The 15,333-nt window shown below is 44.7% G+C and carries 13 protein-coding genes and 1 pseudogene; 8 read left to right on the forward strand and 6 right to left on the reverse strand.

Annotated features, from left to right (window positions below):
* Window positions 1-502: 502 nt before the first annotated feature.
* The gene (locus ACES2C_RS08870; RefSeq protein ID WP_374166592.1) at window positions 503-979 is read right to left on the reverse strand and encodes an RNA polymerase sigma factor; all 477 of its coding nucleotides are present in this window, start codon (window positions 977-979) and stop codon (window positions 503-505) included.
* 349 nt (window positions 980-1,328) lie between these two features.
* Here ACES2C_RS08870 and ACES2C_RS08875 point away from each other — a divergent pair, with 349 nt between their 5' ends.
* Together ACES2C_RS08875 and ccoS are read left to right on the forward strand one after the other, a co-directional pair.
* Complete coding sequence (locus ACES2C_RS08875) at window positions 1,329-3,722, forward strand: heavy metal translocating P-type ATPase metal-binding domain-containing protein (RefSeq protein WP_374166593.1); 2,394 nt, start codon at window positions 1,329-1,331, stop codon at window positions 3,720-3,722.
* Window positions 3,719-3,886, forward strand: a complete 168-nt coding sequence (gene ccoS / locus ACES2C_RS08880; RefSeq protein ID WP_374166594.1) for a cbb3-type cytochrome oxidase assembly protein CcoS — start codon at window positions 3,719-3,721, stop codon at window positions 3,884-3,886. Before ACES2C_RS08875 ends, ccoS begins: the two co-directional genes overlap by 4 nt.
* A 135-nt stretch (window positions 3,887-4,021) precedes the next feature.
* Here the strand turns inward: ccoS and ACES2C_RS08885 are convergent, their stop codons facing one another.
* On the reverse strand, window positions 4,022-4,420 hold the full coding sequence (locus tag ACES2C_RS08885; protein WP_374166595.1) for a DoxX family protein: 399 nt from the start codon (window positions 4,418-4,420) through the stop codon (window positions 4,022-4,024).
* 247 nt (window positions 4,421-4,667) lie between these two features.
* Between ACES2C_RS08885 and ccoN the strand changes: the two genes are divergently transcribed.
* The 5 genes from ccoN (at window position 4,668) to ACES2C_RS08910 (ending at window position 10,482) form a co-directional block, all read left to right on the forward strand.
* Window positions 4,668-6,824: a cytochrome-c oxidase, cbb3-type subunit I gene (gene ccoN / locus ACES2C_RS08890; RefSeq protein WP_374166596.1), complete on the forward strand. Its 2,157-nt coding sequence runs from the start codon at window positions 4,668-4,670 to the stop codon at window positions 6,822-6,824.
* A 206-nt stretch (window positions 6,825-7,030) separates the two neighbouring features.
* Complete coding sequence (locus tag ACES2C_RS08895) at window positions 7,031-7,921, forward strand: cbb3-type cytochrome c oxidase N-terminal domain-containing protein (protein WP_374166597.1); 891 nt, start codon at window positions 7,031-7,033, stop codon at window positions 7,919-7,921.
* A gap of 54 nt (window positions 7,922-7,975) precedes the next feature.
* Window positions 7,976-9,253, forward strand: a complete 1,278-nt coding sequence (gene ccoG / locus ACES2C_RS08900) for a cytochrome c oxidase accessory protein CcoG (RefSeq protein ID WP_374166598.1) — start codon at window positions 7,976-7,978, stop codon at window positions 9,251-9,253.
* 120 nt (window positions 9,254-9,373) lie between these two features.
* Window positions 9,374-9,802, forward strand: coding sequence for a FixH family protein (locus tag ACES2C_RS08905; protein WP_374166599.1), 429 nt, complete (start codon window positions 9,374-9,376; stop codon window positions 9,800-9,802).
* Window positions 9,799-10,482, forward strand: coding sequence for a sulfite exporter TauE/SafE family protein (locus ACES2C_RS08910; RefSeq protein ID WP_374166600.1), 684 nt, complete (start codon window positions 9,799-9,801; stop codon window positions 10,480-10,482). Before ACES2C_RS08905 ends, ACES2C_RS08910 begins: the two co-directional genes overlap by 4 nt.
* 18 nt (window positions 10,483-10,500) lie before the next feature.
* Here the strand turns inward: ACES2C_RS08910 and hemN are convergent, their stop codons facing one another.
* From hemN to ACES2C_RS08930, 4 genes and pseudogenes are all read right to left on the reverse strand, one after another.
* A complete protein-coding gene (gene hemN / locus ACES2C_RS08915; protein ID WP_374166601.1) occupies window positions 10,501-11,865 on the reverse strand; it encodes an oxygen-independent coproporphyrinogen III oxidase in 1,365 nt (454 codons plus the stop codon).
* Entirely contained in the window at window positions 11,862-12,341 is a 480-nt protein-coding gene (locus ACES2C_RS08920) for a lactate dehydrogenase (protein WP_374166602.1), read from the reverse strand. The genes hemN and ACES2C_RS08920 overlap by 4 nt, the downstream gene beginning before the upstream one ends.
* Before the next feature lie 81 nt (window positions 12,342-12,422).
* Window positions 12,423-13,475 (reverse strand): response regulator, encoded by a 1,053-nt coding sequence (locus ACES2C_RS08925; RefSeq protein ID WP_374166603.1) that lies wholly within the window; start codon window positions 13,473-13,475, stop codon window positions 12,423-12,425.
* Window positions 13,447-14,657, reverse strand: a pseudogene (locus ACES2C_RS08930) (PAS domain S-box protein). Before ACES2C_RS08930 ends, ACES2C_RS08925 begins: the two are co-directional and overlap by 29 nt.
* Window positions 14,658-14,806: 149 nt before the next feature.
* Here ACES2C_RS08930 and ACES2C_RS08935 point away from each other — a divergent pair.
* Window positions 14,807-15,232, forward strand: a complete 426-nt coding sequence (locus tag ACES2C_RS08935) for a hypothetical protein (RefSeq protein ID WP_374166604.1) — start codon at window positions 14,807-14,809, stop codon at window positions 15,230-15,232.
* Window positions 15,233-15,333: the final 101 nt, after the last annotated feature.

Raw genomic sequence — 15,333 nt, forward strand, 5'->3', positions numbered from 1 at the left:
GATAATAGACAGCATTAGCCCGACGGCTGTAAGCATCAGGAAAACAGTTACATCGGCCCTTCTTTTTTCTTCGGTGCTAAGCCGCTGTTTGATTTGCGATTCAGTGTATGGCTTTGTGATCATGGCAGACAGGATTTATGTAAGAAGCAGCAATATCTGTGCCACATAGTTCTGACTGAGGTCTTACTTTCGAACGCCGATCTGCTCCTTCGTGCGTTAAAAGCTCCCTTTATTTCAAAGATTTAAATAAACCTACCCTGCTAATGTTACTTTGAAAATAGTGAGTCAAAAAAGTGCAGCAATTTTTAGGAATTGTTATTGGTCTCATGCCCGGTCTTAATGTGTTAAGTTGTTGGTAGCTAGTTGGATTGACTTGAAAAAAGGGCAGTGTGTATATAAATAAAAACGTCCTGGTTGGGAACCAGGACGTTTGACTTTCGATTAATTGGTGGCTTAATAAATTGAATTATTTTAAGCTTCTCTTGAGAGTTATTTGTAAAAATTATGCGATAGTTTGTTTAAGTATTTGTCTCGCTACGTGTATTCTATTTTTTATTGTGCCTAGAGGAATTAACAGCCTTTCTGTGATCTCGTTGTACTTGTATCCGTCTAAGTACATCGTAAATGGCTGATAATACTGACGAGGCAGTCGCCTGAGTGCTGCCCGTATTCCCTCAATCCTCATATTCGATTCCCCCTGATTTTCCGTGTGGTCTTTAATAAGATCTTCCGTTTCAAGTGGGCAAGTATGAAAACTGCGCTTCCTGTAGTTGTTCACGAAGAGGTTTCGCATGATCGTGTACAACCAGCCTTTAAAATTTGTTCCTTCACGAAATTTGTCTGAGTTCAGGATCGCTTTTAATAGTGTATCCTGGATCAGATCTTTTGCGTCGTCAGCATCTTTCGTAAACTTCAGCGCCTGCGGTTTCAGATATTTACTTTGAGTGGTCAGTAATCGATTAAATTCTTTCTTTTCCATCTCTTATAAATTTTAGTTAAACAGATGTTAACTTTCTTTTCCCATTGCACTATTCATACGCAAATAAAGGATTGTTCGGGCAGGGGATAAATGATGTGAATCATATTTCGTTCTGATTATTGTCATCGCATCTCCCGGTTTGTTTTTTGTTATAGTCAATTTGTGTCATGGTGGACGAGAATAGCTTTTTAATTCACTTCATTCGGGCTTGTCCCTGCAGGCAGGAAGGTTTTCTCTGTTTTTCTTATCTTTAGTTCGTTGTTTGTGATATTCATCATTTTTTTAGTCCAATGACTGTCATTCTAATGTTTGAACTTATATCGCATCTTTGATATGAAATAATAAGTAAATGAGAACCTCAGCGACATCTACAGAATCTTTATGTTTTCATTGCGGGAATGAAATAGCAGGGGAGTTGCATATTCATGACGACAAGCATTTTTGTTGTGCTGGCTGTAAGGGCGTCTATCAGATCCTAAGTCAGAATAACTTATGTAATTATTATAACTACAACAAAACCCCCGGTCAGACTAAAGATGTTACAGAACAGCATTTTGAGTTTTTGAATGAACCTAAGATCTTCGCGCAATTAGTTGACTACACCGATCAGAATATCACGCTCATCACTTTTTATATACCCGCTATTCACTGCAGCTCCTGCCTTTGGTTATTAGAGCATTTGCACAAGCTAAATCAGGGCGTTTTGCAATCACGCGTAGACTTTCTGAAGAAGCAAGTGGCGGTAACCTTTGATCACAACAAGACTTCCTTGAAAGAGCTGGTGGAGGTGCTTTCATCGATCGGGTATGAGCCTCTCATTAGTCTCCAGGACGTAGTTAAAGAAAAGAAGGATTCGGTGAACAGGGATCTGATTAAAAAGATCGCAGTCGCTGGCTTTTGCATGGGAAATGTGATGCTTTTTAGCTTTCCCGAATATTTGGGTTTGTCGTCCTTTGAGCGCCAGTTTCAGTCCTTGTTTGGCTGGCTGAATCTCACTTTTGCAGTAGTGGTTACTTTTTATTGTAGTCGCGACTTCTTTATTTCTGCATGGGGGAGCCTTAAGAATAGGATTATAAACCTCGACACCCCCCTCGCGATCATAGTTGCAGTTCTTTTTATTCGTTCGGCTTTTGAAATTATAACCGGGACGGGCGCCGGTTTTACAGACACGTTAAGCGGACTCGTTTTCCTTCTTTTAATGGGACGCTGGGTGAAGCAGAGAACTTATCAGCATATCTCGTTCAATCGCGATTACCGTTCATATTTTCCCGTTGCTGTCACGGTACTGAAGGATGGAGAGGAGAAGCCTACCCCTATTGGAGATTTAAATATCGGAGACCGGATTCTGATTCGCAATAATGAAATCATACCTGCCGATTCTATATTGATGAAGGGAGAGGGTTATTTCGACTTTAGCTTCGTTACGGGCGAATCTCAGCCTGTGAGTAAAGTGCTGGGAGAAATAATTTATGCGGGAGGGCGCCAGATCGGTGAGGCGCTGGAGATGGAAATAGTGAAGCCGGTCTCTCAAAGCTATTTGACGCGCCTTTGGAATAATGAAACATTCCGGACAGATGTAAGTAAGATCCGGAATTTTAACGACACTATTGCGCAGTATTTCAGTGCTGTGGTTCTTATAGTAGCGTTTGCTGCCGCTGCGTCCTGGTGGACTCTGGGTGATACGAAGAAGGCCTGGGATGCGTTCTCTGCTGTTTTGATAGTCGCGTGTCCTTGTGTTCTTGCATTGAGCACGCCCCTGACGCTGTCCACAGTGCTTGGAATTTTTGACAAGAATGGCTTCTACCTGAAAAATACAGATGTAGTTGAGCAGCTTGCCAGGATTGATACTGTAGTATTTGACAAGACTGGCACAATTACATGTCCCAATGTCGTGAATCTCACCTTTACAGGCAGGCTGAGCCTCCAGGAAGAAATGCTGGTTGCGTCCGCAGCGCGGAATTCTTCACATCCGTTAAGCAGAGAAATTGTAAAATGGCTGGGCATTAAGGAAGTCTTTCCTGTCTCGGTTTACCGGGAAACAGCAGGAAAGGGACTGGTGTCTGTGATCGAGAATCACGAGGTGCGACTCGGCAGCCGGTCTTTTATTGCTCCCGGTCTGCAAGGTGCCGATAGTTCTTCCAGCGTGCATATCAATATAGATGGGCAGTATAAGGGATTCTTTAATGTTCGCCAGCAGTGGAGAACAGAGCTCAAAGAATTAATTGCCAGGTTGAAGAGCAATTATCGGATGCATTTAATTTCCGGTGACACCGCAACTGAAAAGAAGAGTCTTGAGGAGATCTTTCCTTCTTATGTTCCCATGCTGTTTAAGCAGAGCCCGCATGACAAGCTGAATTATATCCGGAAGCTTCAGAACAATGACTACAAGGTTATGATGCTGGGTGACGGGCTAAACGATGCCGGCGCATTGAAGCAAAGCGATCTCGGCGTGGCAGTGACCGATAATATAAATAATTTCACTCCCGGATGTGATGCCATTCTCCAGGGAGAAGAGCTAGGCAAGATCCCTCAGTTTATCAGGCAGGCTAAAAACGCCGTTGACGTGATCAAATGGAGTTTTATGATTGCCACTGTATACAACCTGATAGGGGTTTACTTTGCAGTTCAGGGACAGCTTTCCCCTCTTACCGCGGCGGTGCTGATGCCGGTCAGTACGATCACAATTATTACTTTTACTAATATTGCTAACCGCTATTTTGCGAGAAAGAATAGGTTGAGATGAATATTTTGTATTTCCTGATAGGTTGTAGCGTTCTAATGGCACTTGTTTTTCTGGGTGCTTTTTTTTGGGCGGCCAGGAATGGGCAGCATGATGATGTTCATACTCCGGCGGTGAGGATGCTATTTGACGACGACCGCCCGGAAGAGGAAGAGACAAAGAGCTGAAGATAAAAAGCGATTTGAAAGAGAGGGGACCCGCAGTTATGCTATTGCGGGTCCCTTTTTGGTAATCATGTTTTCTGCTCTGGTGTCCTTCTGTAAGGGGCGCGGAAGCGATTTGCTACGCTAGTCAGGCGGATTTTACATCTTGTAGTCAAGCGAGTATTTGCCCGGCCCGGTGAGAAAAAGCGCCGCGAAGATGCTCAGGTAAAGAAAAGCCAGCTCTTTTACTCCAAACAGGTCATTTGCATGGACTATAAAAAAAGCTACCACCATGGTGACTATTAAGGCTGCTAGAGCAACGCGAGTCAGGAAGCCTATTATCAACAGGAGAGAGCAAGCAAATTCGGCAAAGATGGCAAAGTAAAGAGAGAACTCCGTCCCTAAACCGATTGGATCGCCAAAGTCCAGCTTTCCCTGTAAAACATTTTGTAGCTTGGCCCAGCCGTGCGTCAGCATGGCCGCGCCTGACAGGAACCGAAGTAAAAGGAGCCCCGCGTCAAGCGACAGAGCACGTACAGATGTGATTGCGTACTTCATTGTAGTATGTTTAGTGTTGTCTTGAGATGAACTAAAATAGGAAAAAATAACGTACTTATACCTGGCCCGGGCTTGGCATAGGGGCGCCGTGCCTGATTCGTGTTGCGGCGAAAGGAGCTTTTTAATTCTTTGCGAATTGTTTTGAGTGTGATAACTATCACTTTTTTTCTACTACTCTGGTCATTAGGATAGGCGTTTGAACAAGCTATTTTTGACAATAGAAAAACAAATCTATCCATTTTGATTTATGCAGCTTGAAAAGTTTAATTATGACAATAAGATTGTCAGAAATTTCGGTATTGCCACGATTGTCTGGGGTATAGTAGGGATGACGGTGGGGCTGTTGGTTGCAATGCAACTATTTAAGCCAGCCTTGAACATGCATTCGCAGTATACGACATTCGGAAGGATCCGTCCACTGCACACAAACGCAGTGATTTTTGCATTTGTAGGAAATGCCATCTTTATGGGCGTTTACTATTCTCTGCAGCGCCTTCTAAAGGCCCGTATGTTCAGTGACGTTCTGAGCCGGATTCACTTCTGGGGATGGCAGCTGATAATTGTTGCTGCTGCTATTACTCTTCCACTCGGGCTTACTACTTCTCACGAATATGCGGAGTTGGAATGGCCGATCGACATTGCGATTACTCTTATTTGGGTAGTCTTCGGGATTAACATGTTCGGGACTATCATAAAAAGACGCGAACGTCATATGTACGTTGCCATCTGGTTTTACATAGCAACTTTTGTTACTGTTGCCGTTCTGCACATCGTCAATTCTTTTGAGCTGCCTATTTCTTTTACAAAAAGTTACTACCTCTATGCAGGCGTGCAGGACGCTCTTGTACAGTGGTGGTATGGACATAATGCTGTAGCCTTCTTCCTTACTACGCCATATCTGGGCATGATGTATTACTTTTTGCCTAAAATGGCTAACCGGCCTGTGTACTCGTACAAGCTCAGTATTCTTCATTTCTGGTCGCTCATTTTTATCTATATATGGGCAGGACCGCACCATCTTTTGTATTCTTCACTTCCTTCATGGGCTCAGTCACTCGGAGTTGTTTTTTCCATTATGCTGATAGCACCGAGCTGGGGAGGAATGATCAACGGTTTGTTAACACTGAGAGGAGCCTGGGATAAAGTTCGCGACGATGCGCGGCTTAAATTCATGGTTGTTGGTCTTACCGCTTATGGTATGGCAACATTTGAAGGGCCTATGCTTTCTCTGAAGCAGATAAACGGAATCGCGCATTTTACCGACTGGATCGTTTCTCACGTCCACGTTGGAGCACTGGGATGGAACGGCTTTTTAACCTTCGCCATCCTGTATTGGCTGATACCGCGTATTTATCAGACTTCGCTGTACTCCAAGAAAGCGGCAAACTTCCACTTCTGGATCGGAACACTCGGGATCCTATTTTACGCTATTCCGATGTACTGGTCGGGCTTCACACAGGGGCTGATGTGGAAAGAGTTTACCGCTGAGGGGATGCTTAAATATCCTAATTTTCTTGAGACAACCCTCAGCATTATCCCGATGCATGTGTTCAGAGCGATCGGCGGGGCAATGTATCTCACCGGTGTTCTTGTGATGACCTGGAACTTGTGGAAAACAATGGCTCAGGGGAAATTGCTGGCAAATGAACCGGCAGAAGCAATGGCATTAACGCCAGTATTCACGCCGCATGCATCTGAAAAGACCTGGCATCGCGTTCTGGAACGTCGTCCGATGCAGTTCCTCGTACTCTCTCTGATCGTGATCCTCATTGGAGGTTTGATTGAGCTTGTTCCAACGTTCATGGTTTCATCTAATGTTCCAACCATCGCAAGCGTGAAACCTTATACACCCCTGGAATTGCAGGGAAGGGATCTCTATATACGTGAAGGCTGTGTGAACTGTCATTCGCAAATGGTTCGTCCGTTCCGTTCGGAGACGGAACGTTACGGAGAATACAGCAAGGCCGGTGAATATGTGTATGATCATCCGTTCCTGTGGGGATCAAAACGTACGGGACCTGACTTGCACCGTGAGGGCGGTAAGTACTCTGATGCATGGCACTTTAACCACCTTTTCGATCCAACCACCATGTCGCCCGGAAGTATTATGCCTCCTTATCCATGGTTGATAGAGCAGCAGCTGGATACTACTACTACTGTAGCAAAGATCCGCGCTATGCGCAAGCTGGGCGTGCCATACGAAGAGGGATACGAAGGTGTTGCAAATCGCGAACTTAGCAAGCAGGCCGCAGTTATAGCCGGCAACTTGTCGAAAGATAATATAAAGGTTAAAAGCGACCGCGAGATAGTGGCCATCATTGCGTACCTACAAAGACTGGGCGTCGACATCAAGGCAAGTAAAACCGCGTCGAATAACCCAAAGGGGGGCGACTCAAGGGAGTAAGAGGAGAAAATTAATCACCGATAATTGAAAATACATGTTTAGGCAATTTATAGATAAAGTAGCGGGTAGTGAGGTTTATTTGATCTCTTCGCTTGGAATATTTCTGTTGTTCTTCATTCTGGTTGCAGTGATGTTGGTTTTGATGAAGAAGGATCATATCAGGCACATGAGTGAACTCCCTTTAACTAACGATGAAAACTAATAATATGAAGAAACTATCATACCTGCTGTTTTTATTTTTGTCGGCGGCACCGGTCCTTGCTCAGGATCAGGCTGCAGTGACGGCGCCGGCCAGCACCCCGTCAGGAAATATAATGATGGACATTGTTATCGTAGTCTTTATCGTTGCTGCCCTGGTTTTGCTGGGAGTGTCCGTAGTCTTGCTAAATACATTCAAGACACTTTCACGCGAGCTGTTAAATCCAACAAAGCTGTCTGCTCCCGTGGCAGAGAGGCGCTTGGAATATGAAGAATGGGTTGCCTTGAGGAAGAGCAAGCCAGGAATCTGGACTAAGGTCCTTGGATTAAAGCCGATCTCCGAAGAGAAGGATATCATGCTTGACCATGAGTTCGACGGAATTGCCGAACTTGATAATCCTACACCTGCATGGTTCATGTGGCTTTTCTATGCCACGATCTTCTTTGCCGGAGCGTATTTGCTTAATTATCACGTTTTCAACTGGGGTAAACTTCAGGATGAGGAATACGTTGCTGAAGTTCGTGAAGCCGACGCGGCGAAGGCGGCCTACCTAGCGAAGGCAGCAAATTTGATTGACGAGAATACCGTAAAGGAAAGTAAGGATGCCGCGGTCATATCTGCCGGAGAGACCATCTTTAAGTCAAATTGCGTAGCTTGTCATGGAGACAAGGGCCAGGGAGTCGTAGGCCCGAATCTGACAGACGAATTTTGGCTGCATGGAGGAAAGGTTAACAGCGTTTTTAAAACTATCAAATATGGGGTCCCGGAGAAAGGGATGATATCGTGGGAAAAGACACTTACTCCTAAGCAGATTTCAGAAGTTACGAACTTTATACTATCGCTAAAAGGGTCAAACCCTGCCGGCGCAAAGGCTCCTCAGGGCGAGAAGGAGGGATAAGCGGAGTGCTATGGGTGTAATGCTCATAGCACTTTGCTTTTAATACACTACATAATGGGGGAAACAATTTCATTCAGAGATCATATAACCACAGTTACAGACGACGGAAAGCACAGGAAGTGGTTATATCCGAAGCTTATAAAGGGAAAGCTATACAGATATCGCAGTTACTTCAGTTATGCCCTGCTCGTCTTGCTTTTTTCTGCTCCCTTTATAAAGGTGAACGGCGAGCAACTCATCCTGCTGAACATACTGGAACGAAAGTTTGCATTTTTTGGAGTCACCTTTTCACCACAGGACTTCTATCTGTTCGTTCTGGGAATGCTGATCTTCGTCGTGTTTGTTGTCCTTTTTACTGTTGTTTTTGGTCGCGTCTGGTGCGGCTGGGCCTGTCCGCAAACCATTTTTATGGAAATGGTTTTTCGGAGGATCGAATATTGGATTGAAGGAGATCCTGTGAAGCAGAAGAAGCTGGACAGTTCCCCGCTCTCTTTCGAGAAGGTATGGAAAAAGGGAACTAAGCACATTTTATTTATCCTGATTTCGTTTGTCATTTCTAACATATTTCTGTCTTACATCATCGGGTCGACTGAATTACTTAAAATAGTATCCGAGCCAGTTGGGTCGCATTTGACAGGTTTTATTTCCATATGGTTATTCACAGCGGTTTTCTACCTGGTATTTTCCAGAATGAGGGAGCTGGTCTGTATCGTTGCCTGCCCATACGGCCGCCTGCAGGGCGTCTTGCTCGACAATAAATCAATGATCGTAGCGTATGATTATAAGCGGGGAGAACCGCGGGGAAAGCGGCGGAGGATAGAGACGGACAAGGCTACGGGTGATTGTATTGATTGTTCCCTGTGTGTCCAGGTATGTCCGACCGGAATAGATATCAGGAACGGCACGCAGCTGGAGTGCATAAATTGCACTTTATGTATTGATGCCTGCGACATGGTCATGAAAAAGATTAATCGCCCGGAACGATTGATAGGCTTTAAATCGGAGGATCAGATAGCAACGGGGGGTATTTTTAAACCGGGAAAAAGACTTTACTCTTATGCGGCGGTTTTACTGGTGATGATTTCAGTCCTTGTGGTCTTGCTGGTGAGAAGGACTGATGTAGAGGCCACCGTCTTGAGAGCCGGTGGGACGCTTTATCAACTTCGGGATGATGGAACTGTTAGTAATTTGTACAATGCTGAATTCGTTAATAAGACAAACAAGGACTTGCAGTTTGAGATCAGGCCGCTGGAAAAAGGTGTGTCTATCCAATACATCCAACAAGAGAGGAAGTTAAAGAAAGGAGCCGGCGCTAAGCTTACTTTTTTGTGATCAGACCTCAGAAGGGTATTAAAGAGTACAAATCGGATATCGAGCTTGATGTGCTTTCTGATGGAAGGACTGTAGCGCACATTGAAACTACTTTTATTGCACCGCCTAATTTTTAAAACGATGAGCTGGGGAACAAAACTTATTATAGCGATGGGACTGTTTATGGCGTTCATTATCGCTCTGAGCGCGAGAATGATGATGAGCGGCACAGATGACCTGGTTGAAAAGGATTACTATGAGAAGGGTCTTTCCTATGATCAGGATTATATCCGTAAGCAGAATGTTGAGCGTGACGGTGCCGCACCTGATATTGTTCAGTCGGCGACCCGGATGGAGATCCGTTTTAAAACGAAGGCTGCTGGCAAGCTGAAATTCACGCACGCGCGGAATAAAAAGCTGGACCGGGCTTTCATACTGAATACAGATGACAAGGGGGAGGTCTCAGTACCATTAGCCGGCATTGAGCGCGGCAGCTGGAGACTTACTTTCGAATGGAAAGGCTCTGCTGATAAGTCTTATTTATACGAAAGAGAGTTTTTTGTGCAATGAGTGTTTGGTTGTTAGCATTTTTTACCGGCCTGTTCGGGAGCGTCCATTGTATCGGAATGTGCGGGCCGCTCGCATTCGCCGTTCCTTCTAGGCATTCATCAAAAGTGTCAGTGTTTTTCGATAAGCTAAGTTATCAGCTCGGAAGAGTATTAGCGTACATGCTTTTGGGATTCGTGACGGGATTTATTGGACGGCAACTTTGGCTCTCCGGACTGCAGCAATCGCTAAGTATTATAAGCGGTATACTGATTGTGATGGCCGCACTGTCCCGTTTATTTAAGAAGCAAATAGTGAAAAACGGATCATCCATGTTATTGATCCCGTTTAATCGGCTGTTCTCCCTGGCCTTACAACATCGGGCCAATCACCTGATTATCGGCTCCCTAAATGGGCTTTTGCCCTGCGGGTTTGTCTATCTTGGACTGGCAGGTGCGATTAATACTGGAAGCGTGGTCGACGCAGCGCTTTATATGTTATGCTTTGGCCTTGGCACCATCCCATTGATGCTGGTTGCGACTTTTGGCCTGGGGCTTGCGCAACCAGCTTTTCGCTTCCGCGTAAACAAAGTGATGCCTTATCTGATGATCTGTCTTGGTCTGTGGTTCGTTTTAAAGGGCATGACCCTGAATATTCCTTACCTCAGTCCTTCAGGCCCAGATAGTGGTGTTATTTGTAAATAGAACGGCAGGCTCTTTTTGTTATTCAGCCATGCTGAACATTGTTGTCTTAGGTTGATTGGCCCATAGGCGCGCATCGAAAGCCATACAAATGTTTCTCAGGAACCTCTTGCCTTTTGATGTTACTCGCAACTCCGGTTCTTTCAATTCGATTAGTCCGTCTTCCTGCAGTGGAAGGAGCCGGGTGATTGCGTCGGCAAGCGAGGGAGACTGTTGGGTTGCATCAGACCATGAAGTACTGCCTTTGCACATAATATTGAGGATGTGCCTTCGTATGACTTGATCCTCTGCACTTAGAAAATGTCCTTTAAAGACCGGAAGCTTATTTTCGTTTACTAACGCGAGGTAATCTTCAACTTTTTTTACATTTTGCCCGAAGCTGAACCAAGTGTCACTAATAGATGACACCCCTAACCCGATCATTAGTTTAGTGTATTGGTGAGTATACCCCATAAAGTTGCGGTGGAGAGTACCCTCCGATTCTGCAAGATATAAACTGTCAGTCTTGAGCGAAAAATGGTCCATCCCAATCTCTTCGTATCCGCCGCATGATAGCATTTCCCTTCCGAGCTCATAAAGCTGTCGCTTAAGTTCAAGGGACGGTAAGTCTTTTTCTGTGTACCGTCTTTGCCCCGGTTTAATCCAGGGCACATGCGCGTAACTGTAGAAGGCAATCCGGTCGGGCCGTAAAGTGAGAGTCTGCTGTATGGTCTTTGTCAGACCTTCCAGGGTTTGCACAGGCAGGCCGTAAATCAGGTCAAAATTGATGGAGCAATAGCCCATCTTTCGGGCCTGGGCAGTGACTTCTTTTACCTGCTCAAAAGTTTGGATACGATTTATTATGAGCTGGACATAAGGGTCGAAGTCCTGGATGCCAAGGCTAAGCCGTCTAAAGCCAAGATTGTAAAGAGTCTGAAGGTGTTCTAATGTAGTATTTGCAGGATGTGCCTCGAAGCTAAATTCAGCCTGCTCATGTGCGACAGATTCCCTCAATAAACCTTCTATTAAAATCTGTAAATGGGCAGGACTAAAAAAGGTGGGAGTTCCTCCTCCTAAATGTATTTCCTTGATGATGGGCTTTTGCGGCAGAATGCTCGTGTACAGCTGCCATTCCTTCAGGACTGCATTTATATAAGGCTCTTCTACACTGTGATTACGGGTAATTCTGGTGTTGCAGCCGCAGTAGGTGCACAAGCTTTCGCAGTACGGAAGATGAACATAGATACTGATCCCATCCCGGGCATTACTTTCTTCAAAAGAAAATCGCACGGAGTCCCTCCATTGCTCAACGTCAGGAGCGTTCTGGTCCCAGTAGGGGACGGTGGGGTAACTTGTGTATCGCGGTGCCGGAACGTGGTATTTGTCGATTAGCGATTGTGTAATCATCCTGCATCGGGGTTGTTGATCATAGAGGTAGGTAGTGTTTGCGGAGCCAAGGTAGTGCGAACTTCCGCCTCATCTGCGTTTGTCTTGCTGTCCTGCCAGATGTCGAGATTGCGAATGGTGCCGGAAGCTATCTCGTATTGGTGAAGTATGAATTCCGGTCCTGTCAAAGGTGAGCCGGATGGAACCGGCACCGTAGCAATCTTTATATTGCATCTTAAGGCAGCTCCCTTGTCTATATTGTCCGTCTCCATTGAGCGGATTGTAATGTATTTTACTCCCAAATCAGCGAGCCGTGAAACAATCGCATCCGAAACATAATCACTTGCAGAGATAATCACAGCTTCTTTGCCTGCTGCATACTGTACCGTCTCCAGTCCAATCGGGTTGGAGATTAGAGTAATATCATGTTTTTTATGATTGGCTTTTGCCAGTGGCTCTTTTTCAAAAGACCTGATACTGTATGCTACGGCTCTCATTTTTAATAGATATTAAATACAAATTTAAGAATGAGAGCCGTAGCAGGTCTTGAGGAGAGTCAGGGTAAAAAGTGATCTTTGTCAGTTTTTCATTGTCTGAAGCTTCTTGGCATTCAGAATTACAATTTGGCTGCCTTTCTTTTCGATCAGTCCTTCGTCTTTGAAATCGCTAAGGGTACGGCTCACGGTTTCAGTTGCCATGCCTGCCATAGCGGCGAGGTCATCTCTTGATATTTTAAGCACGCCGCCGTCTTGCCCGTTCCCCGCCAAACGGAGCAGCACCTGCGCCATTCTCTTTCTAACAGAATGATAGGCCAGCTGTAATAACTGGTCCTCTTTCTCCTTGAGGTTGTTGGAGAGGATCTTGATGAATTCCCTTCCAACTTCGGGATAATTGTTGATCAGCTGTTCTACCGTGTCGCGGGGTAACATACATAACGCGGTATCTTCAACAGCTTCTGCCGATTCATGGTAGCTGTCGGTCATTAAGAGGGCGTTTACTCCGAAGTATTCTTCCGGTCCATATATTGCTGTTAAGAGCTCCCGTCCATCTTCGCTCAGTTTATATGTTTTTACTCGTCCATGCAGGATCAGATAGAGGCCTGCCGGCTGGTCTCCCTCATAATAAATGACCTGTTTTTTCTTAATGTTTCTGATTTTTCTATCGGAAATCAGTTTTTGCAGTTCTGCCATTCCATCGCCGTGTCCTATTAAGTTTTCAAGGTTTTCCAATGACTTACTGTAATAAGCTTGCTGCTTTTCCTTCTTTTGCAAACGGCTTTCAATCGCATTCAGCAACTCTACGTCGTCGAAAGGTTTCGTCAGGTAGTCATCAGCGCCCATTTCCATGCCTTTTCTCATGTCAATGCGTTCTGCTTTTGCCGTGAGAAAGATGAACGGAATTGTCGCAGTTTCAGGGCTCTTATTCAGGAGGTATAAGACTCCGTACCCATCCAGCTCCGGCATCATGATATCACACAATATGAGATCGGGGTGTTGTTTGGTCGCTATTTCTACACCACTCTTGCCATTATCCGCAGTCAGCACCTGGTAGTTAGCAAGCTCTAAGATCTCAGTTGTGCTTTCTCTGATGTCGTCGTTATCTTCAATTATTAGAATGGTTGGTTTTTTCATCTTTTGCAAAAGATATAGTAAATTTTGTGCCTTTGTTAATTGTGCTCTCGAAATCAACTTTTCCTTCCATAAGTGCCGCGTAACGTCTTACAATATTAAGACCGAGGCCTGTGCCTGGAATGCTTCCGGTATTATGAGCGCGGAAAAATGGTTGAAAGAGATGTTTTTGGTCGGCCGCCGGAATCCCAATGCCGTTATCTTTAACAGTAATGATATATCTGTTCTCGGTGACCTCTGTATTAAACTCAATAAAGGTGTTTTCGCCGGAATATTTGATCGCGTTAGCGATAAGATTAATAATGCAGTTCTTTAACAGATTTTGATCAAGCTTGACAATACTGGTGAGGCCCGTATGTTCGTAGATTATGTTTTGATTCTGTTTGGTAATCAGCTGCATTTCCTCCGTAATTTCCTCTGAGAGTTTTACCAAGTCAAACTGAGTGAAATTCGGTTCGACCCGCCCTGCTTCAAGTCTTTCAAGTGAAAGGAAATCATTCAATATAGTTGTAAGATTGCCTACTGCTGCTTTTATTTTGTTAACATGTTTGGATATATTTCTGGGGTCTTCCTGTGCGGCATATTTCTCAATGAGCGATGCTGAAAGCTGAACGGAGCTTAGGGGGTCCGGAATTCGTGAGATGCCATTGATACAAAACGGCTCTTTAACTGGTTGAGCTCTTTCTCCTTCTCCAGCGACAGACTCACTTCTTCCTTTGCTTCCTGTAATGCTCTTACCGTTTTACGTAAGGACAGCGTCCGTTCTTCTACGAGTTCCTCGAGTTGCGCAGCATGATTACGAATCCGTTCTTCTGCTTCTTTTTCCCGTGTAAGATCATTAATAAAACCGGTGTAGATTACCCGATCTGACAAAGTTACTTCACTTACCGCCAGACGGAAGGGGAATTGTGTGCCGTCTTTTCTCAACCCGCAAACCTCACGGCCTATTCCGATGATGCGTCGCTCCCCTGTTTGCTGATACCTCTCGATATACCCGTCGTGCCTCTCGCGGTCAGGAGGGGGCATCAGCATAGAGATATTCTTTCCAATCACTTCTTCAGGTAGATAGCCAAATAGCCGGCAAGCAGAGGGATTGATCGATTCTATTAATCCTCGGGTGCTAATGGTTATTATACCATCTATCGCATTCTCTATTATTGCTTTTAATAGGGCTGCATCGTTCATGTTCTTGCTAAAATACCGTAAAAAGTTGTCAAACTTATAATTTTAATATCAATCAAAGTGATTTTGATCATAATTATTTCTACGTGTAACTGTAAAAAATGTTATCCGTCATATAATGAAACTTTTCAAATACTTATCTTTGCCCTGCTATGAAAGTGTTAAGGGGATATATCGCATTAATTCTTGCATTGCTGATCACAGTATCAGCAGCAGGGGTGCCTGTCTCCGTGCACAGGTGTTGTGGCAAAATTAAGAATTTTACCATTTTTGGCGACGCTGAACTTTGCAATATGGCGAAGGGAGCTTTGCACAAAGCTCCTGCTCACTCTTCGAAGGGCGCTGTTGCCTCAATCCCTTGCTGTAATAACCAAACCATTACTCTTCATAACGAAGTTCGCGCTTCGCTGGAGAAGAATAGCACTCCTCAGGCGCATGGTTTTATTGCGTTTATTGTAAAGAACATCCTCAGTTCTTTTTTGCCGCCGCAACTCAAGATCCAGCCCAATTCTTATTTCTCGGGCTCTCATTGGTTAAAAGGATCCCTTAATATCTTATTCCGGCAGTTCAGAATATAGAATCTGCTTAAAGAGCTGACGTAGTTACCACGCGTCTTATTCTTTGCCGCTCAGCTGTCCGCTGTTCGGAGTCTTGCTATTGTTTTCTGAAATTTTAAACC

It is taken from the genome of Arcticibacter sp. MXS-1, assembly GCF_041902385.1.
Classification (GTDB): domain Bacteria; phylum Bacteroidota; class Bacteroidia; order Sphingobacteriales; family Sphingobacteriaceae; genus Arcticibacter.

Excerpts from the sequence above, each read along its gene's own strand:
- ACES2C_RS08870 (WP_374166592.1), bottom strand. The coding sequence starts at position 979 with ATGGAAAAGAAAGAATTTAATCGATTACTGACCACTCAAAGTAAATAT.
- ACES2C_RS08875 (WP_374166593.1), top strand. The coding sequence starts at position 1,329 with ATGAGAACCTCAGCGACATCTACAGAATCTTTATGTTTTCATTGCGGG.
- ccoS (WP_374166594.1), top strand. The coding sequence starts at position 3,719 with ATGAATATTTTGTATTTCCTGATAGGTTGTAGCGTTCTAATGGCACTT.
- ACES2C_RS08885 (WP_374166595.1), bottom strand. The coding sequence starts at position 4,420 with ATGAAGTACGCAATCACATCTGTACGTGCTCTGTCGCTTGACGCGGGG.
- ccoN (WP_374166596.1), top strand. The coding sequence starts at position 4,668 with ATGCAGCTTGAAAAGTTTAATTATGACAATAAGATTGTCAGAAATTTC.
- ACES2C_RS08895 (WP_374166597.1), top strand. The coding sequence starts at position 7,031 with ATGAAGAAACTATCATACCTGCTGTTTTTATTTTTGTCGGCGGCACCG.
- ccoG (WP_374166598.1), top strand. The coding sequence starts at position 7,976 with ATGGGGGAAACAATTTCATTCAGAGATCATATAACCACAGTTACAGAC.
- ACES2C_RS08905 (WP_374166599.1), top strand. The coding sequence starts at position 9,374 with ATGAGCTGGGGAACAAAACTTATTATAGCGATGGGACTGTTTATGGCG.
- ACES2C_RS08910 (WP_374166600.1), top strand. The coding sequence starts at position 9,799 with ATGAGTGTTTGGTTGTTAGCATTTTTTACCGGCCTGTTCGGGAGCGTC.
- hemN (WP_374166601.1), bottom strand. The coding sequence starts at position 11,865 with ATGATTACACAATCGCTAATCGACAAATACCACGTTCCGGCACCGCGA.
- ACES2C_RS08920 (WP_374166602.1), bottom strand. The coding sequence starts at position 12,341 with ATGAGAGCCGTAGCATACAGTATCAGGTCTTTTGAAAAAGAGCCACTG.
- ACES2C_RS08925 (WP_374166603.1), bottom strand. The coding sequence starts at position 13,475 with ATGAAAAAACCAACCATTCTAATAATTGAAGATAACGACGACATCAGA.
- ACES2C_RS08935 (WP_374166604.1), top strand. The coding sequence starts at position 14,807 with ATGAAAGTGTTAAGGGGATATATCGCATTAATTCTTGCATTGCTGATC.